Below are 24,176 nucleotides of genomic sequence, written 5' to 3' on the forward strand. Positions count from 1 at the left end.
CCCCCAAGCACCCCCCCCAAAAAACCCACGGCGCTTCTCACCCGCAAAACCCCTCATGGCCGACGCCACCCAACCCGGCCTCCCCGACGACCGAGCCGGCTTCACCGTCGCCCTGCCGGACCTGGCTATACCGCTGGTTCGGCCAGTTCTGGGCGTTGTTGCGGCACGCCGGCCAGCGAGCACTGGCCCGAGGTGAGCATCGCGGCCACCGGGCTCGGCTCGCGCAGCCGGTTCAGCCGGTCGCGCATGGCCTTGCGCATGCGGCTGGCCTTACGCTTCTGCATCGTCTTCTGGCAGGCGATCACGTGCTCCTTGGTGGGCTTGGGCGCGCCGGTGAGCTCGTACCCCATGGACTCCAGGCGGTCGCCGAGCATGTGCTCGCACAGCGAGATCTCCCAGTCCTCCAGCCGGTTCGCCCAGCTGCCCACCCGGGTGCGGAGGACGTCCCCATGCGTGTTGCTGTGCCAGACTTTGTGCTGCGGCACCGCCACCTGAGCCGCCTCGCGCGGGGAGACCATCGACGGGGCGAAGTCCTCCTCCAGGAAGTGGCAGAGCTTCTTCAGCTCGGTCGCGGGGTCGTCCGTGAGGTCCTCGTAGCGCAGCTCGTAGTACGTGTCATCGGGCAGGGTCCGGCGCAGCCGGCCGCCCGCGTCGATGGCCTCGGCCCAGGTGGACACGGCGTGGAAGGAGTCCAGGTTGTACCAGGGCATCTCCTTCAGCGAGGACACGCAGTCGCGGCCGTCCCTGATGAGGTGGATGAACTGGGCGTCGGGGAAGAGCCGCAGCAGCATGTCGACCTGCTTGACGTAGCTCGGCCGCTTGTCGCCCCAGCGGGGCTTGTCGAAGCGGTCGGCGTACATGCGGAAGGCCGTGCCGAGCACCGACCCGAGCGAGCCCGGGCCCTCCACGCACTGCCGGACGAACTCGTCCTTGTCGATCTTGAGCTCGCGGAACTTCGTGCTGCGTTCGGTCGCGATCCACTGCGCGAAGGCACGGCGGCGCTGGGTGACCCGCAGGTCACCCCATGTGCGCCGGCGGTAGTAGGCGGGAACGAGGAAGCGCGTCTCCGGAGGCACCGCCATACGAGGGTGCGAGTGGAGCATGAGCTGGAGCATCGTGGTGCCAGACCGCGGGCATCCGATGACGAAGACTGGCCGGTCGGACATTGCGTAGTAACCCCCGAAAACTTAGACGAGAACGTGCTCTCGGCTCTCCTGAGAGGAGGCCGCGCCGTGCCTGCGCGTGAAAAGCCACAGCCGGTAGACGAGGAAGACCTCGTTGACCAGCAGCAGGACCCCCGACATCGCGGCGAGCGGGATCAGCGCCCATGCCCCCGCAAGAGGCGCGACCACGAACACCGCCGCATGGAACTCGATGCCGCTGATCAGGTGCGAGCGCACCCGGTGGCGGGCCAGGAACCTGTTGAGCCGTCGCGGGAAGCTGCGCCGCCGGGGCCCCCGCCCCAGCGCCACCCGATCCTGCGGCTCCTGCGGCTCCTGGTCGAAAGGATCCTGCTCGAAGGGCTCATGCTCGTCGCCGGGCTCCTGCCGCCCCTCCCTGACCGCCTCGCGCACCCGCTTCATCTGCGGCGCGTTGACGTACCTGAACAGGTCGAGCACGGCCACCGCCGCGCCCAGGACGATGAAGTGCACATCGCCCGTCAGCGCGTACTGCCCGTACGCCAGCCCTCCGGCGCACAGGACCACCCGGACGCGGTCACCCACGTAGTCGAGCCAGAGCCCGAAGGGCGTGCCGGTGCCCTTGAGCCGGGCGACCTTGCCGTCCACGCAGTCGATCATGAAGCTCAGATAGAACGCGAGGGCGCCCGCCACGAGCTGGTTCATCGCGAAGCAGGCGGCCGACACCGCGCCGAGGACCAGGGAGAACACGGTGAGCGCGTTGGGCGTCAGCTGGGTGCGGTTGGCCACGACCAGCGCGACCCGGCAGGCTGCCGGGTCCACGAAATACACGGTCCACCAGGAATCTCTCCGCTTGCGTGTCTCGTGGACGTCATCGAGCGAATAGGTCCTCATGGACTCCAGCATGGCCACGCAACGCGCCGGATCGATTACTCTCTGGAACTACTGGATGGTTTCCATGCCTGTTCTTGACCGTCCCGGCACGGAAAACCGCCATGTGGGTCCAGTGTCGCCGTCCCTGCACCAGCCGGTCAGGACCAGGCCGCGCAGTTCGGCGCGCACCTGGAGTTTCCAGTTCTTCCCGCCGCCGAGCCGGCGGGGGTCGATGGCGGCGACCACGCCGTGGCGGCCCGAGCGCCGCACCTCCAGGGGCACGCGGCGGCGTCCGTCGCAGAGCCACAGGCCGACCTTGGCCACCTTCCTGTCGACGCGGTGGAACGACACGTGCCCCCGCAGCTGGTACTCCGCGCCGGTCCACTCGCACGCGTCGACCTTGGCGACCAGTTTGAGCTCGTCACGGGCGTCGAAGACCTCGTCGGGGATCCGGAGCCGGCGGTTGCGGAAGAAGGGGTAGTCGCCGTACCAGTTGGTGACGCGCAGGCCGCGCGGCACGATGCGGGTGCCGCCCTCGCGGGCCCGCCGGAACGCGCGCACCTTGCGCAGCTCCGCCACCAGCCCGCGCTTGACCAGGTGCAGCTCCAGGCGGCGCAGCGAGGGCGCGGTGGCCAGCGCCCGCACGCTCAGCTCGGCCAGCCACGCGTGGGCCAGCTCCAGCACCGGGCCGCACTCGTCGCAGCTTTCCAGCGCCTGGAAAAGGAACAGGATGTCCTTCTCCAGCACCAGCGCGTCGAAGCCGTCGAGCAGGTCGGGCGCATGCTCCTCGAGGAAGGCGCGGACCGCGCGGATGGCCGCGAGGCGCTCGTACAGGTTGGCCGGCTCGGTCCTGCGCTGCGTGATCGACGTCGTCCCCGACTCGCGCCTGCGCCAGTGGTAGACCACGTCGCCCACCATGTCCACGCTGGTGGCCAGGACGTGCGCCTGCATGGCGACGGGCACGTCCTCGTAGATGCCGGTGGGGAACGCCAGGCCGCAGCGCTCCCAGAAGGCGCGCCGGTAGACCTTGTTCCACACCGTGCGGTCCCTGACGAGCACCTGCTTGTCGGTGATGTGGGTGCACAGCTGCGGCCGCCTGAACACCTTCTCGTGCAGCGTCGACTCCTCCAGCCGGCCGTCCACGAGCCGTCCCACCGCGCCGCACGCGAGGTCGGACCCGGTCTCGGCCAGGCTGCCGACGAGCAGCTCGTACGCGTGCGGCGGCACGACGTCGTCGCTGTCGGCGAAGGCCAGATAGGTGCCGCGGGCATGCCGGACGCCCTCGTTCCGCGCCGGCCCCGGCCCCAGGTTGCGCTGGGCGACGATGACGAATCGCTCGTCCCGGGCGGCGAAGTCCTCGGCCACGCGCCGGCTGCCGTCCTCGGAACCGTCGTCGACCAGGATCACTTCGATGTCTTCCAGTGTCTGGGCGGCCAGCGACTTCAGGCACTCGGTGATGTACGCCTCCACGTCGTGAAACGGGACGACGACGCTGAGCAGGGGGATCATGACGATTGCTCCTTGCTTCCTGGACCCGGCTCGAAAGGACAGGTCGAGGGCAGCATGCCGTGGCCGCCGGGCCGGATCTGCATCCCTGATCAGCTCTTTACCTGACGCACAATCGGCTACGTTGTGCAGTTGAGTCCGCGCTGAGAGTTAGGGGCAGCGATGCTGAGGAGCGTCCGTGATGATGATCTGCCCGTCATGCGCCGATGGCGCAACCACCCGCGCGTGCGCGCGGCGAGTTTCGCCACGCACGAGATCGCGAAGGCCGAGCACCTGCGGTGGTGGCAGGCGACCTGCGCCGACCCGGGCAGGTGCGTGCTGATCTACGACCACCACGGGGTCTCCGCGGGGGTGGTGACCTACGCCGACCTGGCGTCCGGCGCCGCCTCCTGGGGCTTCTACCTCGACTTCGACGGGCTCGAACGGTCGGGCGACCTGCTGCGGGCGTGGATCGGGCTGGAGAAGGCGGCCATCGCCTACGCCTTCGGGCCGCTCGGGCAGACGGCGCTCCGCGGCGAGGTGCTGGCCGACAACGCGCCGGTCAGGCTGCTGCACCGGCGGTTCGGGTTCGCCGAGGTGGGCTCCTATCAGCGCGACGTCGACGGGGTTCCGCGCGATGTCGTGGCCATCCAGCTCAGGAAGGGGCAGGCATGATCTCCATCGCGGGACGGCCGATCGGGGGCGGGCATCCGCCCTACGTCGTCGCCGAGATGTCCGGCAACCACAACGGGAGCCTGGCACAGGCGCTGGCCATCGTGGACGCGGTGGCGGCCAGCGGCGCGCACGCGCTGAAGCTGCAGACCTACCGGGCCGACACGCTGACCGTCGACTGCGACGGGCCCGCGTTCCGGATCGGCGACGGGCACGAGCTGTGGGGCGGCGAGCACCTCTACCAGCTCTACGAGCGTGCCCACACACCGTGGGAGTGGCACGAGCCGATCTTCGAGCGGGCCCGCGAGCACGGGCTCACCGCCTTCTCCTCTCCCTTCGACCCCACGGCCGTCGAGTTGCTGGAGAAGCTGGGCACGCCGGCGTACAAGATCGCCTCGTCGGAGATCGTAGACCTGCCGCTGATCAGGCTCGCGGCGAGCACGGGCAAGCCGCTGATCATCTCGACGGGCATGGCGTCCGCCGGCGAGATCGAGGCCGCCGTGACGGCCGCCCGCCAGGCGGGCTGCGCCCAGCTGGCGGTCCTGTCGTGCACGGCGTCCTACCCCGCCTCGCCCGCCGAGAGCAACCTGCGCGCGCTGCCGCTGCTGGCGGCGCTCACCGGAGAGGTCGTCGGCGTCTCCGACCACACGCCAGGGCTGGGCGCCGCGCTGGCCGCGGTGGCGCTGGGCGCCTGCCTGATCGAGAAGCACGTCACGACGTCCAGGGCCGAGGGAGGGGTCGACGCCGCCTTCTCGCTGGAGCCGGGCGAGCTGCTGGCGCTGGTGGTGGAGAGCGAGCGGGCCTGGCAGTCGCTGGGCTGCCCGGTGATCGGGCCGCGCCCGTCCGAGCGCGAGGGGCTACGCTTCCGCCGATCCCTTCACGTCGTGCGCGACGTGCGGGCGGGCGAGCCGGTGACCCCCGGCAACGTACGCTCGATCCGGCCGGCCGGTGGGCTGCCTCCCGAGGCCGCCGCGCAGGTGATGGGCCGGCGCTTCACCAGGGACGTGGCGTTCGGCACGCCGCTGACCTGGGATCTCGTCTAGAGCGTCTGGAGCAGGGCGAGCAGGGCGTCGGCGACGCGCTCCCTGCCCCTGCCGTCGATGAGGCCGCTCCCCCGCCTGCCGTGTTCCTCGCGGGCGGCGGGGTCGGCGAGCAGCCGGGCGAGCGCGGCCACGGCCCGCGCGTCCGGCTCGCCGCCCAGCCCGGCGGCGACGCCCCGGCCGACCAGCTCCCCATAGCCGCTGAGCTGGTTGTCCGCCACCCAGCTCAGCGCGGTGGGCACGCCGAGGTAGAGCAGCTCCCAGATGGCCGAGCCGGCGGCGGTGACCACGAGATCGGCGCCGGCCATCAGCTCGGGCAGGCGGTCCGTCGGGGGGATCACGGTGATCAGGTCACCCGCGTCGAAGGGCGCCGGGCTGATCACCGTGCCGCGGAACGGCTCGCCGGTTGCCAGGAGGGCCCGCGCCCACGCGGGGGCGACACCGGCGCTGTCGGTGCCGCCGAAGAAGCAGAGCACGTGCGGCAGCCGGTCACGCCGGGGCGTGCGCGCGCACCGGCGTACGCGGTCTCGCAGCAGCGCGAATCGTGCCCCGGCCAGCCACCGCACGCCCGTTCCGGGCCCGTGGCGGCGCTCGGCGCCGAGGTTCTGGTCGAGATAGAGGTCGGCCTGCTGGCCCAGGGGGTCGCCGTCGGCGATGGCCAGCACCGCCAGGCCGGCCCGCCTGAGCGCCGCCCCCGTCTCCGCGGGCAGCGCGTACGAGTCCAGCACGACGGCGGCCAGCCGCAACTCGCGGGCCAGCGCCGCCAGGCGGTCGGGGGCCGGCGGCGCGTCCACCAGTGGCAGCCCGCGCTTCTCCAGCTGCGCCAGCGCCCACGCCGAGCCGCGCACCTGCCCGAGGAAGACCACCTCGACGCCCCGGGCGCACAGCTCCTCGGCCAGCGCCACGCACCGCACCAGATGGCCCACCCCGCTGCCGACCCCGGCGTCGCAGCGGAAGCCGACCCTGTGGCGGCCAGACCCGGTCACGCGTCCTGCAGCGCCTTCTGCCGCACGTGGGCGTTGAGCCCGCACACCTCGGGCCGGGCTCGCAACCAGCCCACCAGCTCCTTGACCGGCACGTAACGGTCGCCGAACTCGCCCACCACGCGGGAGATCAGCTTCCAGTCGTCCTCGGTGTCGAGCGTGACCCGCAGGTCGTCGGCGGCGGGCCGGTAGGTCAGCCCGAGCAGCCGCGCGTCGCCGGGATGCTCGTAGACGTAGGAGGTGACGTGGGTGCGGTGGAAGGCGGCGGCCTCCCGGTCGGCCCGCTTTAGGGCGTTCCTGCCGACGATCTCCACGTCGAGCCCGCGCGGCAGCGTGCGCACCAGGCTCGTGCTCAGGTAGTCGAGGCCGGGCACGGCCCGGTAGACCAGCGCCGCCTCCCTGATCACGGCCGGGTCGAGCAGCGGGCAGTCGGCCGTGAACCGCATCACCGCGTCGGCCCGCCGCCCGGCCATCGCGTGCATGAACCGCGTCAGCACGTCGTCGACCGGCCCCCGGTGACAGGCCACGCCGAGCGCGCGGCACTCGGCGGCCACGGCGTCGTCGGCCGGCTCGATCGTGGTGGCGACGACGAGATCGTCGAGGGCGCCCGCCTCACACGCGGCGCGTACGACCCAGGACAACACCGAGCGGCCGCCCAGGTCGCGCAGCACCTTCCCGGGCAGGCGCGTGGAGCCCATCCGAGCCTGAACAATTCCTACAATGCGCACCGAAGCCCCATTCCCCCGTGTGACGCTGAGCCTCCGAACGATCGCGCTATGCTACCGCCTGCTCATACGACGACAGTGCGCAAGCACGATTTCAGGGGGCCACGTGAGCATTCTCAGTGGATCGTCGATTTTGATCACCGGAGGCACGGGGTCCTTCGGCAAGGCGTTCATCAGACACGCGCTCGACTGTCTCGGGGTGCGGCGCCTGGTGGTGTTCTCCCGCGACGAGCTGAAGCAGTACGAACTCAGGCAGCTCTTCGACAACGACGAGCGGCTGCGCTGGTTCATCGGCGACGTCCGCGACCGCGACCGGCTGGCCCGCGCGATGCACGGCGTCGACCACGTCATCCACGCGGCGGCGCTCAAACAGGTCGACACCGCCGAGTACAACCCGTTCGAATACGTCCGCACCAACGTCTCCGGCTCCCAGAACGTCGTCGAGGCCGCCATCGACAGCGGCGTGCGCAAGGTCGTCGCGCTCTCCACCGACAAGGCGTCCAGCCCGATCAACCTCTACGGCGCCACGAAGCTGGTCGCCGACAAGCTGTTCGTCTCGGCCAACCACTACGCCGCCGCCCACGAGACCCGCTTCTCCGTCGTCCGCTACGGCAACGTCGTCGGCAGCCGCGGCTCGGTCGTGCCGCTCTTCCTGCGGCTGGCCGAGCAGGGCGGCTCCCTGCCGATCACCGACAAGCGCATGACGAGGTTCTGGATCACGCTCGACCAGGCCGTCAGGTTCGTGGTCGACTCGTTCGACCTGATGCAGGGCGGCGAGCTGTACGTGCCGCGCATCCCCAGCATGCGCATCACCGATCTGGCCGAGGCGCTGGCCCCGCGCAGCCCGGTCTACGAGATCGGCGCGCGCCCCGGCGAGAAGCTGCACGAGGAGATGATCGGGCCCGACGACGGGCGCAGGACGCTGCGGCTGGCCGACCGCTACGTGCTCCAGCCGACGATCGCGACCTGGGGCTACCGGCCGCCGCACGCCGGGGAGCTGCTCCCCGAGGGTTTCGCCTACCGCTCCGACACCAACGACCAGTGGCTCTCGGTCGACGACCTGCGCGGCATGGTGAGCGGCTGATGTTGCCCTACGGACGCCAGTCGATCGCCGAGTCCGACGTCGAGGCCGTCGCCGAGGTGCTGCGCGGCGACTGGCTGACCACGGGCCCCGCGGTCGGCGCGTTCGAGGCCGAGCTGGCCCGCTGGACCGGAGGCGTGCCGTGCGTGGCGGTCACGTCCGGCACCGCGGCGCTGCACGTCGCCTACGTCGCGGCCGGGGTGCGGCCGGGCGACGAGGTCGTCACCTCGCCGCTCACGTTCGTGGCCACCGCCGCCACGGCCGCGCTGCTGGGCGCGCGGGTGGTCTTCGCCGACGTGCAGCCCGACACGGGCAACCTCGACCCCGGCAGCGCGGCGGCGCTGGTCACGCCGCGCACGCGGGTGGTGACGGCAGTCGACTACGCGGGCCATCCCGCCGACTACGACGAGCTGCGCGCGGTCGCCGACGAAGCCGGGGCGCTGCTGATGGCCGACGCGGCCCACTCGATCGGGTCGGCGTACAAAGGGCGGCCGGTGGGGGCGCTGGCGGAGCTGACGACGTTCTCGTTCTTCCCGACCAAGACCGTCACCACGGCGGAGGGCGGCGCGGTGGCGGCGGCCGACCCCCAGAGGTTCATGCGGGCCGCCCGGTTCATGAACCACGGCCTGGTCAGAGACCCCGCCGAGCAGCGCCACCCCGGCGAGGGCGGCTGGCACCAGGAGGTACACGCGTTCGGGCTGAACTACCGGCTGCCCGACGTGCTCTGCGCGCTCGGCCTGAGCCAGCTGCGGCGGCTGCGCCGTTTCCGCGCGCGCCGCGCGGAGCTGGTCGCCCGCTACCACCTGATGCTGAGCGACGTGCCCGGGCTGGTCCTGCCCGCCCAGCGCTCCTACGTGGAGCCGAGCTGGCACCTCTATCCCGTCAGGGTCCGCGACGGCCGCAGGCGGGAGGTCTACGAGCGCATGCGCGCCGCGGGCATCGGCGTGCAGGTCAACTACCTGCCTGCCTACCGGCATCCGGTGTTCGAGGACCTCGGCTACCGGCGCGGGCTCTGCCCTCAGGCCGAGTCCTACTACGCCGAGGAGCTGTCGCTGCCGTTGTTCCCCGGCCTGTCGGACGCCCAGCAGGAGCGGGTCGCGGAGACGCTGGCCGGCATCCTGTCCTGATCAGCGTTCGGCGAGCAGCAGGCCGCCGTCGTCGTCCCTGTCGATGAGGAAGCGCCGGTCGGCGACGGTCGCGACCGGCCGCTCCCCCGTCCGCACCAGCGGGCGGATGGGCCTGCCCTGGTCGATGAGCACCTCCCACCACGCCTCGTCGCCGACGCGCTCGTCGATGTCGGCCAGCGGCACCCGTGCGCGGAACTCCCGGCCGTCCAGCGCGACGGGGAAGTACATCTCCTCGCCGTCGCTCCTGCGTCTCAGCCTCAGCACGGGCTCGCCGTCGCCGGCGTCGGAGATCTTCCCGGCGCACACCAGCTCGCCGCCGTCCACGTGGCACGAGCCGATGACCGCCTTGGGCGTACGCAGGCGCAGGGCCCAGGCGCCCTTCGGCGTGCGCACCGGCACCACCCACACCCCCGGCAGCCGCAGCGGCTCCGGGACGAGCGGCCGTGACCAGCGCGGCCCTGCCACCCGGCCGTCGAGCCTCAGCCCGTGGCCCTTCAGCCGCGCGCGCAGGTCCCAGTGGCCGTGCCTGGCCAGCTGCGCGGGCGTCAACGTCTCCGGGTCGAAGGCGAACCTGAACGGAAAGGTGTGCTCGGCCACCGAGCCACCGCCGTCCTGCTGGAAGTCCTCCCAGACGGGCGCGCTGACCGCTTCTGACAGGCGTACGGTTTCACCCGTCCCGCGCTCCTGCAGCCACACGCGCAATCGGACCCGCCGCAACCGGGCGGCGCCGAACCTGCCCAGCGACACCCGACCCACGCCGTGCAGCACGCCGTCGCGCCAGTCGAGGCTCACCAGCCGGCCCACCAGGCGCAGCTCGCCCGAGACGTCCGACAGGTGGCCCGGCATCGACGGGTGGCGGCCGTGCCAGCGCCTGCGCAGCAGCCCCGCCGGGCTGACCTCGGGCAACAGCCGCCCCTCGCGGGCCTCGGTGAACACCTCGGCCAGTTCCTCCAGGCGGCGGCGGTGCAGCAAATGGATCTGGAGGCGGCGCTCGAACGGAATGCCCTGCCAGGCTTCGGACGACACGCCGTCGAGGTAGCGGCAGGCCAGGTCGAGCAGGCCGGGGTCCGCCGACGAGGCCATCGCGGCCACGGCCTCGACGGCGACGCTCATGTCGATGTCCATCGTGTCGCGATCGAAGTCGGGCTTCAGCACCGGCGCGGCGCGGTCGAGCAGGGCGGCGGTCTGCACCACCGACAGCAGGCGGTCGCGCAGGTTGCCGGGCTCCAGGCTGCGCTGGGTGATCGAGGCGCCGGGCTCGTCGCGCTGCCGCCAGTGGTAGACGACCCTGGACAACACGTCCACCGAACGGGCGCCGACGTGGGCAGCCATGGCGACGGGCTGGTCCTCGTACATGCGCTCGGGGAAGCTCAGGTCCAGGTCGTCCCAGAAGGAACGGCGGTAGACCTTGTTCCACAACATTCGGTCGCGGATCAGCAGCGGGTGACGGGTGATGTGGGTGCCCTTGACCGGCCTGGCGAACGCCTGCCGGTGCGCCCACGAGGGCACGAGCAGGTTGCGGTGCAGGCGCATGACGTTTCCGCAGGCCAGGTCGGAGCCGGTGCTTTCGAGCGAGGCCACCATCCGGCCGAACGCGTCGCGCGGCACGGTGTCGTCTCCGTCGACGAAGGCCAGGTAGCGGCCGCTCGCCTGCCGCACGCCGACGTTGCGCGCGCGGCCGACGCCGTGGTTGTCCTGCCTGATGAGGCGGATCCGGCGGTCGCCGGCCTGCCTGGACGCCACGACGGCCGGGCCGCCGTCGTCGCTGCCGTCGTCGACGCAGATCACCTCGAGGTCATCCAGGGTCTGCGCGGCGATGGAGTCCAGGCAGGGTCCGATGTACTTCTCGACGTTGTAGAACGGCACGATCACCGACAGAACCGGCACATGCACTCCTCATCGTTGCGTCAACCGGACAGCAGGCGGATGACTCGGCGGGCGACCTTGCGAGGGCGGGCCAGGCGGCGGGAGAGGCGGTATCCGAGGGTTCTTCTGTAGGCGGTGGCCTTGCGCTGCGTCCTGCGCAGGCGGGACTTCGACCTGACCAGCTCGCGTTCGCGGTAGGTCAGCTTGGTCTCCAGGCGGGCGATCCTGGCCAGCGCGGCGGTGAGCTGGTCGGCCAGGCGGTCACGGGCGCCGAGCAGGTCACGGTAGGTGGGGGCCTGCTCGGCCAGCTCGGCGGGCTGGCCGAGCTCGGCGTCGAACTTCCTGGCCCGGTCGAGGTCGCCCCTGTCGCAGGGCCGCCCGGCCATGCCGCACAGGGTCAGCGCGAGCTGGTCGGCCTCCAGCGGCCACGGCCACGGATGGTGGTGCCCGGCCGCCAGCAGCCTGACCGCGAACCGCCACAGGATCCGGCAGAGTACGACGCGCGGCTCGGGAGGCATGGACGGCGCCGCCGGGGGGCTGATCGCGGCGAAGCGCGTGCCGTCGTAGACGAGGCTGTCGGTCGCGGCCACGACGGCGCCGCCGCCCTCCAGCCAGTCGGCGAGGTGGGCGAGCAGGTCGCGTACGGCTTTGACGTCCTCGCGGGCGCAGGCCTCGACGAGGATCTCCTCGACGACGCGGCCGGTGGGGATCTGGCGCTCGTCGCCGTCGGGCAGCCGCCGGGTGGCCGTGCCGGTGAACTCGTACAGAGCCGAGCCCTCCTCGATCAGGCCCAGCGGCAGGTCGCCCTCGGCTCCGGGGGAGACCGGCGGGCGGGTGGCGACGGCGACCCAGAGCGGCGCCAGCTCCTCGCCCAGGCGGTGGCGGAACACCACGCGGGTCAGCCGCAAAGGGTCGGCCACCAGCATCCGGTCACCGCCGCGCGCGCTGAGCGGGAACGTGAGCGCGTCAGGCAGGTCGCCGGCCAGCGCCTCACTGGCCAGCAGCGCGCGCGGCGCCAAGCGCCCGGGGTAGGCCGCGTAGCGGCGCTGCACGACCAGACCCGCGGACTCCAGGCCGCGGTCGACGGCCACCGGCCCGCTGGGGTAGCCAGGGTCGAAACCGTGCGGCGCCCACTGGTCGTCGCCCCCCTCCCGGTCCGCGGGCCTGGCCTCGATGAACCGGTCGATGCCCAGGTCGTTGCGTACGCCGAGCACCAGCCGCCCACCGGGCGCGACCAGCGCCGCGAGCGCGGCCACCGACTCCTTCCACCCGGCGGCCGGCGCCTCGGCGGAGTGCGTGCGCGCCAGCCCGTCGATCGCGAGAACCAGGTCGTACGGCTCGTTCGCGTCCAGCATCTCCAGCCGCCCGCAGAACACCTCCAGCCCCGGGTGCCGCGAGCCGAGCGCGCACGCGTCGGGGTAGGAGCGCACCAGCGCCGCCGCCTCGGAAGCCAGCGCGACGACCTCGTCCACCAGCACCTGTGGATGCGGCCCGACCAGCAGCACCCTGCCGCTCGCCGGGGCCATCCGCCTGACCAGCTCGAGTGCCGCGCCGCGCCAGTCCGTGATGCCGCCCATGTTGGACATGTCAGACCACAGCAGCATCTCGCCGCCGATCAGCCGGACGTTCTCGGGTGCCTCGCTCATGCGTGTGTTCATGACCTCGCTCCGTGCCCGGTCGCCGGGGATCCGCAGCGCACCCGCTTCCATCCGAACATTCGCCGTAGCTCCTCCGGTGTCGCCTGATAGTCGAAACCCAGCTCCTGCCTCGCCGTCTCCGCCGCCAGCCCGGGGTCGACGGCCGTGCCGTGCAGTTCGGGCCAGAGCCTCATGCGGCGCGCCGTGCCGCCGTATTCCGGCCGTTCGTCCTCGAACTGCATCGGGTCGCCGTACACGGCCACTTCGCACCCCACCGACGCGCCGTAGAACAGCGCGCTGCCGAGCCTGTTGGAGGCCACCCTGCGGTGGCGCCGCAACTGGAGCAGCTGCTTGCGCAGGAAATCACGCCCCTTCGCGTCCCAGCGCGATCCGCGCTCGCCATGGCAGATGACCCGGAAACCTCTCGACTCGTACGCCCGCCGAATGTCCGGATTTGCGAACTCCAGCCAGTAAAGGCAGATCGTGACCGGATCGGTCTCGACATCTCGTATTTCGTCGGCAAGTCGCCCGTGGTCGCCACTGACGGAATACTTTTCCCATCCATGAAAGGGATACCAGATCGTACCTTCACGATCGGGAACCACGCCCAAGTCCGGCTCGATGTGAAGAAGGTAGATCCAGGGCGCGCCGATCAGGTAGTGCCCCCTGCGGCCCATGGACCAGCCACGGCGGCGCAGCACGTCCGACCAGACGAAACGGGGATAGCCGGGGCTGCACCAGTGGTCGTTCGGGGGAAATCCGTGGAGATAGTTCCATCCGTGCTGGAGAAACCCCTGGATGCGCTTCGGCGACTCGTCCGGCAGGCCGCAATATTTGCCGAGAATGCGGGAGTGTCCGTACCAGTGATTGGATTCGTCCATCATTTCCCCCGTACGGTTGGCGTGTCCCATCCGACATTCCCAGCCCCCCGCGCGGCCCACGCGCCGTTATACGCTTCCATTACCCACCACGGAGCCTTGGTTTCTCCTCACCTGTCGATCGTGGCTACACTGGGTCGCGCCTTGAGGACAGAGAGTGAGTGATCATGAGTCATCTCGACCGCCTGCGGGCCACCTTCCGCATGGCGCTCAACCTGCCTGACGGCACCGACGTCGACGGGCTCGAATACCGTGCCATCCCGCAGTGGGACTCCTTGGCCCACATGGCGTTGATCGCCGCGATGGAGGACGAGTTCTCCGTCATGATCGACACCGACGAGATGATCGACATGAGTTCGTTCGCGAAGGCGGCCGAGCTGCTGGAGAAGCATGGCGTCGGCGCTGCCGCCCGCTGAGGCCAGGGTCACCCTGGTCACGGGGTCGACGACGGGCATCGGCCGGGCCATCGCGACCGCGCTGGCCGCCGCCGGTCACGACGTCGTGCTCCACGGCCGCGACGAGGAGCGGGCCGCGAAGGTGGCCGCCGACGTCGCCGCCGAGACCGGCGGCCTGACCGGCTCGGTCCACGGCGACGTGGCCGATCCGGGGCTCGTCTCGGCCATGATGCGGCGCATCTACCAGCGGCACGGCCGGCTCGACTCCCTGGTGATCAACGCGGGCGTGCACTCCGCGGGCCTGCTCGGCATGGTCCGCCACGACACCATCGGCCGCCTCTTCGAGGTCAACGCGATCGGCGCCACGCACACCCTGCAGGCCTCGCTCCGGCTGCTGCGCCGGGGCACCAGCCCCGCCGTGGTGCTCGTCTCCTCGATCATGGGTCGCGCGGGCGGCGCCGGCCAGACCGTCTACTCCGCCACCAAGGCCTCGATCATCGGCCTCACCCTGGCCGCCGCCAAGGAGCTGGGGCCCACCGGCATCCGCGTCAACGCCGTGGCGCCCGGCTACATCCAGACCGACATGCTCACCACGCTCGACGAGCACAGCCGCACGGCCACGGTCGCGGCGACCCCGCTCGGGCGTCTCGGCAGGCCGGCCGACGTCGCACGCGCCACGGCGTTCCTGCTCTCTCCCGACGCCGGTTTCATCACCGGCCAGGTCCTCGGCGTGGACGGCGGGCTGGTGTTGTGACCATGCCCACGCCCGGTCCGCAGCCCCCAGCCCTGCAGAGCCCGGGCGCTCTCGCCGTATGGGCCACGGGCTGCGGTTCCCCGGAGCCGCCGTTCCCCCACCCGGAGGCCCGGCTCGTCGTCGCAGGAGACCAAAAAGGGCTCTCGGGCGGCGAGCTGCGCGACCACATCGACCGCGCCGCCGAGGCCCTGACCCGGCTGCGGCCGGGGCCGCTGTTCTGCGGGATGCGCAACAACCTCGCGTCGGTGCTGCGTTATCTCGCCGCCTGGCGCTCCGGCCGGCCGATCGCGCTGCTCGACCCCGACCTGCCCGTCGGGGCGCTGGCCGACCTGGCGGGCAGGTTCCAGCCGGCCGCGGTGCTCGGGTTCACCCACGCGGCCGACGGCTCGTCACCGCGCGCCCCGCGAGCGCCGCGACCTCCGTCACACCGCGACGCGGGTCACCCGCCCGAGCCGCATCCCGACCTGGCGGTCCTCCTCGCCACGTCCGGCTCGACCGGCAATCCCAGGCTCGTCCGCCTCTCGCGCCGGGCCGTGCTCGCCAACGCCGCCGCCATCGTGACGGCGCTGTCCATCGAGCCCGCCGAGATCGTGCCCACCAGCCTGCCGCTGCACTACAGCTACGGCCTGTCGGTGCTCAACAGCCACCTGATGGCGGGGGCGACCGTCGTGCTGACGGAGGCGGGGCTGCTGGAGCGCTCGTTCTGGACCCACCTCGACGCCCACCGCTGCACGTCGCTGGCGGCCGTCCCCTACCAGTACGAAATGTTGCGCCGGCTGCGTTACGACCGGGCCGAGCACCCCGCGCTCGCCACGTTCACGCAGGCGGGCGGGCGGCTCAGCGAGGAGCTGGTCAAGGAGTTCGCCGCTCACGCCGACCGGTTCTTCATCATGTACGGGCAGACCGAGGCCACGGCCCGCATCGCTGTCCTGCCTCCTGACCGGCTCGCCGACAAGCCGGGCTCCGCCGGGCTCGCCGTCCCCGGGGGGCGGCTGGCCATCGACGAAGGAGAGGTCGTCTACCACGGGCCCAACGTCATGATGGGCTACGCGGAGACCGCCGCCGACCTGGCCAGGGGCGACGACCTCGGCGGGGTGCTGCGCACGGGCGACCTCGGCCGGCTCGACCCCGAGGGCTTCCTCCACATCACCGGGCGGCTCAAGCGCATCGCCAAGATCTTCGGCGTGCGGGTCAACCTCGACGACGTCGAGCGCCTGCTGCCCGCCTCCGGCCCGGCGGCGGCCACCAGCGGCGACGACCGGGTCACGGTGTGGACAGAAGGGCTCGACGCGGCCGGCTGCGCGGGGCTGGCCCGGCGGCTCGGCGCGGAGTTGCGCGTGCACTGGAGCGGGTTCGACGTCCGCAGCGTCGACCGGCTCCCCCTCCTGGCGAATGGCAAGATCGACTACCGCGCGCTGGAGTCCCACGCATGACCTCGGGCCTGTTCACGTTGGGCGCGGCCGAGCGGGAGGCGGTGCTGGCGCCGGCGCTGGCGGCGCTGACCGAGCGGCACCGGCGGGCGTGCCCGCCCTACGACAGGATTCTCGACGCGATCGGCGCGCGGCCTCCCTTCGAGCGGGTGGCCGACCTGCCGTGGCTGCCGGTGCGGCTGTTCAAAACGCACGAGTTGCGCAGCATACGCGAAGACCAGGTGTTCAGGGTGCTGACGTCCAGCGGCACGACCGGGCAGCGGCCGAGCCGGGTGTTCCTCGACCGCGTGGCGGCGGCCGCGCAGACCCGGATGCTGGCGGCGACGTTCAGGGGGGTGCTGGGCGAGCGGCGGCTGCCGATGCTGGTGGTCGACAGCCGTTCCGTGGTGCGTGACCCGGCGCTGAGCGCGCGCGGCGCCGGCGTGCTCGGGATGATGAACTTCGGCAGGGACCACACGTTCGTGCTCGACGAGCGTGGCCGGGTGGACGCGGAGGCGGTCAAGGGGTTCCTGGCGCGGCACGGCCGCGCACGGTTCCTGATCTTCGGGTTCACGTTCATGGTCTGGCTCTACCTGCGCGGTCTCGGCGCGGACCTGTCGCAGGGCGTGCTGATCCACTCGGGCGGCTGGAAGCGGCTTGCCGAGCAGGCGGTGGACAACGCCGAGTTCCGGCGGCGGCTGGCGGACGAGTGCGGGCTCAGCAGCGTGTACAACTTCTACGGGATGGTCGAGCAGATCGGCACCGTGTTCCTGGAGGGGCCGGACGGCGACGGGCTCTACTGCCCCGATTTCGCCGATGTCGTGATCCGCGACCCGGAGACCTGGCAGGAGGCGCCGCCCGGCGTGCCGGGGCTGATCGAGGTGGTCAGCACGCTGCCGACGTCCTATCCGGGGCATGTCCTGCTGACGGAGGACATGGGCGTGGTGCTCGGCGTCGACGACGGGTGCCTGCCGGGACGGCGGTTCGAGGTGCTGGGCAGGTTGCCGCGGGCCGAGGCGCGCGGCTGCAGCGACACCTTCGGGCGGGGCGGCTGATGCCGGGCTCGGAGGTGACGGTCAGGTTCCCCGTCGCCGCGCCGCCCATCGAGGGAGTGCCCGTCGAGGTGCTGCTCGGGCAGATGCGCGGCCGACTGGAGACGGGCGACGAGCGGGTCCGCGCGTTCCTCACCGCGTTCGGCAGGCGGCTGCTGCGGCCCGCGCTGGCGCGCCGGCATCCCGAGCTCGGCTCGCTCGGCTTCTTCCTGCGGCCCAGCGAGCTGGCCCGCACGGTGGAGGGGCTGGGCGGCGAGCACATACACGTCCCGCGCGGCCTGGTCTTCCACGTCCCTCCCGCGAACGTCGACACCGTCTTCGTCTACTCGTGGGCGCTGTCGGCCCTGATGGGAAACCGCAACATCGTGCGTCTCTCGCCGCGCTCGGGCCCGGTGGCCGGAGTCATCCTCGACACGCTGCACGAGGCGCTCGCCGAGGCCGACCCGGTGATCGGCGCCACCCAGCGGATCGTCTCCTACGACCGCGACGACGCCGTGACGGCCGCGCTCTGCGCCGCCTGCGACCTGCGGGTGGTGTGGGGAGGCGACGACACCGTGAATGCGCTGCGGCGGCACGCGCTCGCCACGCACGCCCGTGACCTGGTCTTCCCCGACCGGTCGTCGTTCGCGGTGATCCGGGCGGCGGCGTGGTCGGGCGCGCCGGGGGCGGCGCGGGTCAGCGCGGCCGAGGGGTTCGTCAACGACGCCTACTGGTTCGACCAGGCGGCCTGCTCGTCCCCCCGGACCGTGTTCTGGGTGGGGACGGCGAGCGACTGCGACACGGCGCGGGCCGACTTCGCCGATCACGTCGCGCGGGTGCTGGGCGAGCGCGGGTGGGGGGTCGATGCGGCGATGGCCGTGGAGAAGCGGGTCGCCGCCTACGGGCTGTCCGCCGACGGGGTGGCGGAGCGGGTGGAGTTCCGGGGCAACGCGCTGGCGGACGTGACGCTGGCCGAGGGCGCCGCGCCTCCCAGGCGGTGGCTGGGGGCGGGGACGTTCACGCACGCCAGGATCGGCGCGCTGGCGGAGCTGTGCGCGCTGGTCGAGCGGCGAGACCAGACGATGACACATTTCGGGTTCGCCGGTGCCGAGCTGGACGAGCTGGCCAGAGAGCTGGCCGGGCGCGGGGTCGACCGGATGGTGCCCGTCGGCGGCGCGCTGAGCTTCCACCGCGTGTGGGACGGCGTCGACCTGCCCACCGAGTTCACCCGACTGGTGACCGTGACCCGATGACGCTGGCGGCGCCCGAGAGCACGCATGTCCGCCCTCCGGGGTCGCCGGGGCGCGGTCCGGGCCCGGGTTGGGCGCCTGCCCTGCTGGTGGGCGCGGGCACGGTGGCCGCGCTGTTGTGGTGCGGCGTTCCCGCCCGTGACCTGGCGGCCTTCGCGGCGTACATCGGTGCCGGCGTGGCGCTGCCGGGGACGCTGGTGTGGCGGGCGCTGACCGGGGGCGGCCGGACGCTGGCGGAGGACCTCGCGGCCGGGCTGGCACTGGGATACGCGGTCGAGGTGCTGGCGTACATCCCGGCCCGGGCCGCGGGGCTGCCGCTGCTGGTGCTGGCGCCGCCCGTGGCCGTGGTGTGCACGTTCCTCTGCGTGCCGCGCCTGTGGCGGCACTGGCGTGGGGCGCCCGGCCGGGAGCGCGCGCCAGGGTGGTGCGCCTGGGCGCTCGCCGCGGTGGTCGGCTACCTGGTGGCGTGGTGCGTGATCTCGCTCTACCGCCACCCGGTCTCCAGCGCGTACGTCGACATGCCCTACCACCTGGCGCTGGTCGGCGAGATCAAGCACCACGTGCCGCCCACGCTGCCGTCGGTGCTGGGCGAGCGGCTCTCCTACCACTGGTTCGTCTACGCCGACATGGCGGCGACGAGCTGGGTCACCGGGATCGAGCCGGTGACGCTGGTCTACCGGCTGTCCACGCTGCCGATGATGGTGGCGATGGTCGTGCTGGTCGCGGTGCTCGGGCGCCGGCTCGGCGGGCGCTGGGGTGCGGGGGTCGCGGCGGTGGGGGTCACGTACTTCCTGTTCAGCCCGGCGTTGCAGGAGGGCGTGAGCTTCACGTCGCGGTCGATGTTCACCTCGTGGGCGAGCCCCACGCAGACGTTCGGGGCGCTGCTGTTCGCGCCCGTGGTGCTGATGCTGGCCGGCGGACGGCGGAGCTGGGCGGCGCTCGCCGTCCTGTTGCTCGCGCTGACCGGGTCGAAGGCCACGTTCCTGCCGTTGCTGCTGGCGGGGCTGCTGCTCGTGGTGGCCGTACGCGGGGTGGTGGAGCGGCGGGTGCGCGCCGAGTGGCCGGCGGCCGCGGGTCTCACGCTGGTGTGCCTGCTGATCGCGCAGTTCGTGGTGTTCGGGCGCGGCGCCCAGGGCACGACGGTCGCGCCGTTCGCCACGATGCGCTCGCTCTGGGGCTCGGTGGCGGGCATCGAGATGCCGGAGCTGGCGTCCGTGCCCGCGGGGCCGCTGGTGGTGCTGACGGCCGTACACCTGTTCTGCCTGGCGTGCGTGTGGGGCGGGGCGGCGGCGCTGGGGCGGCGGGCGCTGGAGCCGCCGATGTTGCTGATGCTGGGCATCGGGGCGGCGGGCGTCGGCGCGGCCGTGGTGTTCGGGCATCCGTCGTTGTCGCAGCTGTACTTCCTCGAAGGCGCGCGTCCCTACCTGTCGGTCGCCGCCGTGTGCGGGGTGCTGGCGGCGCGGCGGGTGCCGTGGCCGATCGTGGCCTGCCTGGTGGGGATGGGCGCGGGGGCCGCCCTGCTGGCCTCGGCGCGCGACGTCGCGGGCGATGTGCTGGCGGCGGTGGTGGTGCCGTACACGATGCTCGCGGCTGCGGCGCTGCTGTTGTGGCGGCGGGGGTTCGGGCTGGCGGTGGTGGCGCTGCTCACGGGGTACGCGCTGCCGGAGTCGGTGCGCGACGTGGCCGCGCACGTCACCCCCAAGGAGGGTGAGCGGAAGCGGGAGATTCCCGACGGGGCGATGGAGGCGGGCCGGTGGTTGCGCGATCATTCGTCGCCGGGCGACGTGGTGGCCACCGACCTGCACTGCCGCCCGATCAGGGAGTCGCCGTGCGACAGCAGGCACTACTGGGTGGCCGGGTTCACGGAGCGGCGGGTGCTGGTAGAGGGGTGGGCGTACGCCGAGAGCACGCTGTCGCGGACGCCGCTGTTCAGGGCGTCCTACCTCGACGTGCCGTTCGCCGATCCGGCGCGGCTGGCGGCGAACGACGTGGTGTTCCGGCGGCCGACGGCGGAGAACGTGCGGCACCTCGCCCAGAAATATGGCGTCAAATGGCTTTTCACCGGCAGGAATCCGAAGCTGGAGAGATTCGCCCGGCTGCGCTTCCGGAACGGGAGTTCCTCGGTCTACGAGCTCTTCTGAGGGTAAAGATAATCCCCTTTCACGGAACGATGAGAAGAAAGCGCGCCCGTCCTGCTCGACATCCCCAGCACAATTTTCGTGGAGCCACGGCCACGAGCTACAGATGGGGATTCTGTGACTCCTCCGCTCCTTGAAGGGAGCGGCTTCTCGCCCCGCTTGCGCGAGAGACGACGGCCAAGCCCTGACCGATGTGCGAAAGCACAAAGTTAATCCTATCCGGAGGTGGCGACAATGTCAGGAGTTCTGCCACTGCACGCTCGGGCCTTGGCGCCCCACCCGCTCCCGGTAGGCGACGGTCCCCTCAGGAGGCTCTGATGGACACGCGTGCCGCCCTGGAGCCGCGCCCCCGCCTGGCCGATGACGCCGCCAACCGGCTGGCGTGGGTGGACATCGTCATCCCCGTCCTCAACGAGGAGCGCGCCCTGCCCGGCTGCGTGCGCACGCTGGCCGCGTTCCTCGATGAGCGTTTCCCGCTGCCGTGGCGCATCACGATCGTGGACAACGGCAGCACCGACGGCACCTGGGCGATCGCCACCGCGCTGGCCGGGGAGTTCGAGCTGGTGCACGCCCGCCGGCTCGACATCAGGGGCAGGGGCGCGGCGCTGCGGGCGGCCTGGCGCGACAGTCCCGCCGACATCGTGGCGTACATGGACGTCGACCTGTCCACCGATCTCGACGCCCTGTTCCCGCTGGTGGCGTCGGTGGCCAGCGGGCATTCGGAGATCGCCATCGGCACGCGGCTGGCGCACAGCGCGCGCACCCGCCGTTCGCTGCGCCGCGAGGTCGTGTCGCGCGCCTACAACGCCCTGCTCAGGTACGGCTTCGGCGTCCGGTTCAGCGACGCCCAGTGCGGTTTCAAGGCGGCCAGGACCGACGTGGTCAGGCCCCTGATGGACAAGGTCGAGGACGACGCGTGGTTCTTCGACACCGAACTGCTGCTGCTGGCCGAGCACAACGGGCTGCGCGTGCACGAGGTGCCGGTCGACTGGATCGAGGACACCGATTCGCGCGTGCGCGTGGTGAAGACCGCGGTCGACGATCTGAAGGGGCTCGCCAGGGTCGCCTGGTCGATGTCGACGGGCCGGGCCTCGGTCGCGGTGCGGCGGTCCGAGCCGAGGCCCACGCATCCGGACGCGGTGGTCACCCGGCCCCGGGCGGTGACCCTGGCGAAATTCCTGTCGTTCGCGGCGATAGGCGTCTTTTCCGTGATCCTGTACACACTCATATATCTCCCCCTGCGCGATATATGGTCACCGGCCATGACGAATCTCGGCGCGCTCGTCCTCACGGGGTTCATCAACATCGAGGCCAACCGCCGATGGACCTTCAGGAAACGCAGCACCGTGCATTTCCGAGCATTTCTGCTCTTCCTGGCGAACTATGCCCTCACCACCGTGGCCGTGCTCAAGGTGCCCGCAGGCTCCGGGCCGCTGGCCGAGGTGGGCGTGGTCGTCGCCACGTACTGCCTGCTCACCCTGATCCGCTTCACGGCCCTGGACCGCTGGGTCTTCCCGAGGAAATGATCGATGGAGACGACTGAGATCCGCCGCCTGATCGAGCTCGAGGACGCCCACTGGTGGTATCGCGAGCGCCGGGCCATCCTCCGCAGGCAGCTGCGCGAGCTCGGCCGGCAGCGCACCCCGGTGAAGCGGGCGCTGGACATCGGCGCCGCCGGCGGCGGCAACACCCGGGTGCTGGTCGAGGCCGGCTGGGACGCCACCGCGACCGACTACAGCGAGACGGCGGTCGAACTGGCCAGGGAGCGCGGGCTCAGGGCCGTGCACGCCGACGCCAGGGCGTTGCCGTTCGCGTCGGGCAGCATGGGCCTGGTGACCGCGTTCGACGTGCTGGAGCACATCCGCGAGGACCACCTGGTCACCGAGGAGATCGCCAGGGTGCTGGCGCCCGGCGGGCACGCGCTGATCGCGGTGCCGAGCGACATGGCACTGTGGTCGGCACACGACCACGCCGTCGGCCACGTACGGCGTTATGGCCGCGAGTCGCTGATCAGCGTGGTGCGCAGGTCAGGGCTGACCGTCGACCGGGTCTGGAGCTGGAACGTCCTGCTGCGCCCGCTCGTGCTGCGGCACCGGCGCCGGTCCGCGGGCAGCGACCTGAAGAGGACGCCGTTCCTCATCAACGCCGGCCTGTCGGCGGTCGTCCGCGCCGAGAGGTATCTGCCGGTGGGCTCGCGCAAGGGCGTCTCGCTGTTCCTGCGTGCCCGGCTCGTATGAGGACAGTGCCCGGAAAGTGATGTGCGGGCGGCACTTCCGGGGGCGGCAATGGCTCTAGGCTGTCTCCTGTGGTGATCCGATCCCTGCTCGCTGCCTCGCTGGCCCTGGCCTCCACGGCCTCGCTTCCGGCTCAGGCGGCCGTCGACTGCAAACGGGTCAAGTGCGTGGCGCTGACGTTCGACGACGGGCCGGGCGCGACCACGCCCACCGTGCTCAAGACGCTCAGGAAGACGGGCGCGAAGGCCACCTTCTTCCTGGTGGGCAAGCAGGTGGAGAAACGCCCGAAGATCGCCGGGCAGGTGCTGGCGCAGGGGCACGCGATCGGCAACCACACCTACGCCCACATCTCGCTGCCCTACTACCACGACGACAGGATCCTCGACGAGCTCAAGCTCGGCCAGCGGGTGATCGAGAAGGCCACGGGGCACCGGCCCAAGCTGTTCCGCCCGCCCTACGGGCACACCGACGACCGGGTGCTGGCGCTGGCCGCCCAGACGGACCTCGCGCAGGTGTTATGGACGGGCACGACGCTCGACTGGAAACTGCGTGACCCGAAGAAGATCAGGGCGGCCGTGCTGAGGCTGGCCAAGCGCGACGGCGTGCTTCTGCTCCACGACGTGGTCCCGGCGACGGCGAAGGCCCTGCCGGGCATCGTCAAAGAGCTGAAGAAGCGCGGTTACCACCTGGTCACCGTGCCGACGCTGCTGCGGGGCAAGGGGCCGGTCGCCGGCGAAAGCTACCCCTAGCCCGGTCGCGGGCTCCTTGCGCCGCGGTCAGTCGGCCTGGCGGGCGTCGTAGCGTTCCCGGGAGGCGGCGACGCAGGCGCTGTGCCAGCGTGACCAGTCGGTGAGCGTCAGCATGGCTTCGTACAACTCCAGCGCCATGGGGCGTGGCCCGGTATTCGACCTTGGGTGGCACCGTCGGATGGACCTTCGGCTTCGGCCTCCTCGTGGGCGCGGCCGCCGTCGCCGCCACGTCGGAGGCGTCGCCGTCGGAGTCGGGGATGGTGTCGGGCTGTTCAACGTGACCACGCAGGTGGGCATCTCGGTCGGCATCGCGGGGCTGGTCACCGTCGCCGCCGCCGTTTCCGGCGGCTCGGCCGCGCTGGAGGCGCTCGTCTCGGGGTATCGGGCGGCGTTGCTCGGTTCGACCGTGCTGTCGGCGCTCGCCCTGGTGGCCGCGTTGGCGCTGCTGCCTCGCCGCGAGGAGCCGGCACGGGAGGACCTCCCGGTTCCCGCGTGAAGTACTCACTGTGTGAAGAATGTGGCTAAAGTGCCATGTGCACGTCAAGCGATCGGGGGACGCCGTGCCGCTGGATTGACCGTACGTGAACCCTGATCGCGCAGCCACGCGACAGGAGCCACCATGGGCTACCCGCCAGGACACCATCAGCCGCCGCAGCACCCCCAGCAGCAGCCGTGGCCCGGTGCGCGTCAGGCCCCGCCCGGCGCTCCCC

General features: G+C 71.8%; 22 protein-coding genes. 14 read left to right on the forward strand and 8 right to left on the reverse strand.

Translation table 11 applies throughout. The annotated features are described in order from the left end of the window. Nucleotides 1–125: 125 nt before the first annotated feature. The 3 genes from E1294_RS40735 to E1294_RS40745 are packed head-to-tail and all read right to left on the reverse strand — an operon-like array spanning nt 126 to nt 3,521. Entirely contained in the window at nt 126–1,166 is a 1,041-nt protein-coding gene (locus E1294_RS40735; protein WP_132516305.1) for a sulfotransferase family protein, read from the reverse strand. A 21-nt stretch (nt 1,167–1,187) separates the two neighbouring features. Then, entirely contained in the window at nt 1,188–2,033 is an 846-nt protein-coding gene (locus tag E1294_RS40740) for a CDP-alcohol phosphatidyltransferase family protein (protein WP_246083650.1), read from the reverse strand. Nucleotides 2,034–2,081: 48 nt separating this feature from the next. Continuing rightward, a complete protein-coding gene (locus E1294_RS40745; RefSeq protein ID WP_132516306.1) occupies nt 2,082–3,521 on the reverse strand; it encodes a glycosyltransferase family 2 protein in 1,440 nt (479 codons plus the stop codon). Between the two features lie 159 nt (nt 3,522–3,680). Here E1294_RS40745 and E1294_RS40750 point away from each other — a divergent pair, with 159 nt between their 5' ends. Continuing rightward, nucleotides 3,681–4,172, forward strand: a complete 492-nt coding sequence (locus E1294_RS40750; protein WP_132516307.1) for a GNAT family N-acetyltransferase — start codon at nt 3,681–3,683, stop codon at nt 4,170–4,172. Then, entirely contained in the window at nt 4,169–5,212 is a 1,044-nt protein-coding gene (pseI, locus tag E1294_RS40755) for a pseudaminic acid synthase (RefSeq protein ID WP_132516308.1), read from the forward strand. The genes E1294_RS40750 and pseI overlap by 4 nt, the downstream gene beginning before the upstream one ends. Here pseI and E1294_RS40760 read toward each other — a convergent pair. After that, nucleotides 5,209–6,195, reverse strand: coding sequence for a PseG/SpsG family protein (locus tag E1294_RS40760; protein ID WP_132516309.1), 987 nt, complete (start codon nt 6,193–6,195; stop codon nt 5,209–5,211). The genes pseI and E1294_RS40760 overlap by 4 nt on opposite strands. Further along, nucleotides 6,192–6,920, reverse strand: coding sequence for a cytidylyltransferase domain-containing protein (locus tag E1294_RS40765; protein ID WP_132516310.1), 729 nt, complete (start codon nt 6,918–6,920; stop codon nt 6,192–6,194). The genes E1294_RS40760 and E1294_RS40765 overlap by 4 nt, the downstream gene beginning before the upstream one ends. Nucleotides 6,921–7,023: 103 nt before the next feature. Here E1294_RS40765 and pseB point away from each other — a divergent pair, with 103 nt between their 5' ends. Continuing rightward, a complete protein-coding gene (gene pseB / locus E1294_RS40770; protein ID WP_132516311.1) occupies nt 7,024–8,001 on the forward strand; it encodes a UDP-N-acetylglucosamine 4,6-dehydratase (inverting) in 978 nt (325 codons plus the stop codon). Continuing rightward, nucleotides 8,001–9,125 (forward strand): DegT/DnrJ/EryC1/StrS family aminotransferase, encoded by a 1,125-nt coding sequence (locus E1294_RS40775; protein WP_132516312.1) that lies wholly within the window; start codon nt 8,001–8,003, stop codon nt 9,123–9,125. The genes pseB and E1294_RS40775 overlap by 1 nt, the downstream gene beginning before the upstream one ends. On the opposite strand, the gene E1294_RS40780 is transcribed toward E1294_RS40775, so the two are convergent. The 3 genes from E1294_RS40780 to E1294_RS40790 are packed head-to-tail and all read right to left on the reverse strand — an operon-like array spanning nt 9,126 to nt 13,539. Beyond that, nucleotides 9,126–11,012: a glycosyltransferase family 2 protein gene (locus E1294_RS40780; protein WP_165977748.1), complete on the reverse strand. Its 1,887-nt coding sequence runs from the start codon at nt 11,010–11,012 to the stop codon at nt 9,126–9,128. Nucleotides 11,013–11,032: 20 nt separating this feature from the next. Further along, complete coding sequence (locus E1294_RS40785) at nt 11,033–12,649, reverse strand: hypothetical protein (RefSeq protein WP_132516314.1); 1,617 nt, start codon at nt 12,647–12,649, stop codon at nt 11,033–11,035. Next, entirely contained in the window at nt 12,646–13,539 is an 894-nt protein-coding gene (locus E1294_RS40790; protein WP_132516315.1) for a hypothetical protein, read from the reverse strand. The genes E1294_RS40785 and E1294_RS40790 overlap by 4 nt, the downstream gene beginning before the upstream one ends. Nucleotides 13,540–13,673: 134 nt before the next feature. Here E1294_RS40790 and E1294_RS40795 point away from each other — a divergent pair, with 134 nt between their 5' ends. The 10 genes from E1294_RS40795 to E1294_RS40840 all read left to right on the forward strand — a co-directional run bounded on the left by E1294_RS40795 (nt 13,674) and on the right by E1294_RS40840 (nt 23,962). Further along, a complete protein-coding gene (locus E1294_RS40795) occupies nt 13,674–13,922 on the forward strand; it encodes an acyl carrier protein (RefSeq protein WP_132516316.1) in 249 nt (82 codons plus the stop codon). Next, nucleotides 13,897–14,655 (forward strand): SDR family NAD(P)-dependent oxidoreductase, encoded by a 759-nt coding sequence (locus tag E1294_RS40800; protein ID WP_132516317.1) that lies wholly within the window; start codon nt 13,897–13,899, stop codon nt 14,653–14,655. Before E1294_RS40795 ends, E1294_RS40800 begins: the two co-directional genes overlap by 26 nt. Before the next feature lie 2 nt (nt 14,656–14,657). Beyond that, on the forward strand, nt 14,658–16,088 hold the full coding sequence (locus tag E1294_RS40805) for an AMP-binding protein (protein ID WP_132516318.1): 1,431 nt from the start codon (nt 14,658–14,660) through the stop codon (nt 16,086–16,088). Beyond that, the gene (locus E1294_RS40810; protein ID WP_132516319.1) at nt 16,085–17,119 is read left to right on the forward strand and encodes a LuxE/PaaK family acyltransferase; all 1,035 of its coding nucleotides are present in this window, start codon (nt 16,085–16,087) and stop codon (nt 17,117–17,119) included. Before E1294_RS40805 ends, E1294_RS40810 begins: the two co-directional genes overlap by 4 nt. Beyond that, nucleotides 17,119–18,348 carry an acyl-CoA reductase gene (locus tag E1294_RS40815; RefSeq protein ID WP_165977749.1) on the forward strand — a complete coding sequence of 410 codons (1,230 nt, stop codon included), beginning with the start codon at nt 17,119–17,121 and terminating at the stop codon, nt 18,346–18,348. Before E1294_RS40810 ends, E1294_RS40815 begins: the two co-directional genes overlap by 1 nt. Next, entirely contained in the window at nt 18,345–20,486 is a 2,142-nt protein-coding gene (locus E1294_RS40820) for a hypothetical protein (RefSeq protein WP_132516320.1), read from the forward strand. Before E1294_RS40815 ends, E1294_RS40820 begins: the two co-directional genes overlap by 4 nt. Before the next feature lie 314 nt (nt 20,487–20,800). After that, nucleotides 20,801–22,009 carry a glycosyltransferase gene (locus E1294_RS40825; protein WP_132516321.1) on the forward strand — a complete coding sequence of 403 codons (1,209 nt, stop codon included), beginning with the start codon at nt 20,801–20,803 and terminating at the stop codon, nt 22,007–22,009. 3 nt (nt 22,010–22,012) lie between these two features. Next, entirely contained in the window at nt 22,013–22,720 is a 708-nt protein-coding gene (locus E1294_RS40830) for a class I SAM-dependent methyltransferase (RefSeq protein ID WP_132516322.1), read from the forward strand. A 68-nt stretch (nt 22,721–22,788) separates the two neighbouring features. Next, the gene (locus E1294_RS40835; RefSeq protein ID WP_165977750.1) at nt 22,789–23,466 is read left to right on the forward strand and encodes a polysaccharide deacetylase family protein; all 678 of its coding nucleotides are present in this window, start codon (nt 22,789–22,791) and stop codon (nt 23,464–23,466) included. 277 nt (nt 23,467–23,743) lie between these two features. Further along, entirely contained in the window at nt 23,744–23,962 is a 219-nt protein-coding gene (locus tag E1294_RS40840; RefSeq protein WP_132516324.1) for a hypothetical protein, read from the forward strand. Nucleotides 23,963–24,176: the final 214 nt, after the last annotated feature.

The sequence above is a fragment of the Nonomuraea diastatica genome (assembly GCF_004349015.1).
GTDB lineage: Bacteria > Actinomycetota > Actinomycetes > Streptosporangiales > Streptosporangiaceae > Nonomuraea > Nonomuraea diastatica.

Coding starts and splice junctions, on each gene's coding strand:
- E1294_RS40735 (WP_132516305.1), bottom strand. CDS start 1,166: ATGTCCGACCGGCCAGTCTTCGTCATCGGATGCCCGCGGTCTGGCACC.
- E1294_RS40740 (WP_246083650.1), bottom strand. CDS start 2,033: ATGAGGACCTATTCGCTCGATGACGTCCACGAGACACGCAAGCGGAGA.
- E1294_RS40745 (WP_132516306.1), bottom strand. CDS start 3,521: ATGATCCCCCTGCTCAGCGTCGTCGTCCCGTTTCACGACGTGGAGGCG.
- E1294_RS40750 (WP_132516307.1), top strand. CDS start 3,681: ATGCTGAGGAGCGTCCGTGATGATGATCTGCCCGTCATGCGCCGATGG.
- pseI (WP_132516308.1), top strand. CDS start 4,169: ATGATCTCCATCGCGGGACGGCCGATCGGGGGCGGGCATCCGCCCTAC.
- E1294_RS40775 (WP_132516312.1), top strand. CDS start 8,001: ATGTTGCCCTACGGACGCCAGTCGATCGCCGAGTCCGACGTCGAGGCC.
- E1294_RS40785 (WP_132516314.1), bottom strand. CDS start 12,649: ATGAACACACGCATGAGCGAGGCACCCGAGAACGTCCGGCTGATCGGC.
- E1294_RS40790 (WP_132516315.1), bottom strand. CDS start 13,539: ATGGGACACGCCAACCGTACGGGGGAAATGATGGACGAATCCAATCAC.
- E1294_RS40795 (WP_132516316.1), top strand. CDS start 13,674: ATGAGTCATCTCGACCGCCTGCGGGCCACCTTCCGCATGGCGCTCAAC.
- E1294_RS40800 (WP_132516317.1), top strand. CDS start 13,897: ATGGCGTCGGCGCTGCCGCCCGCTGAGGCCAGGGTCACCCTGGTCACG.
- E1294_RS40805 (WP_132516318.1), top strand. CDS start 14,658: ATGCCCACGCCCGGTCCGCAGCCCCCAGCCCTGCAGAGCCCGGGCGCT.
- E1294_RS40810 (WP_132516319.1), top strand. CDS start 16,085: ATGACCTCGGGCCTGTTCACGTTGGGCGCGGCCGAGCGGGAGGCGGTG.
- E1294_RS40815 (WP_165977749.1), top strand. CDS start 17,119: ATGCCGGGCTCGGAGGTGACGGTCAGGTTCCCCGTCGCCGCGCCGCCC.
- E1294_RS40820 (WP_132516320.1), top strand. CDS start 18,345: ATGACGCTGGCGGCGCCCGAGAGCACGCATGTCCGCCCTCCGGGGTCG.
- E1294_RS40825 (WP_132516321.1), top strand. CDS start 20,801: ATGGACACGCGTGCCGCCCTGGAGCCGCGCCCCCGCCTGGCCGATGAC.
- E1294_RS40830 (WP_132516322.1), top strand. CDS start 22,013: ATGGAGACGACTGAGATCCGCCGCCTGATCGAGCTCGAGGACGCCCAC.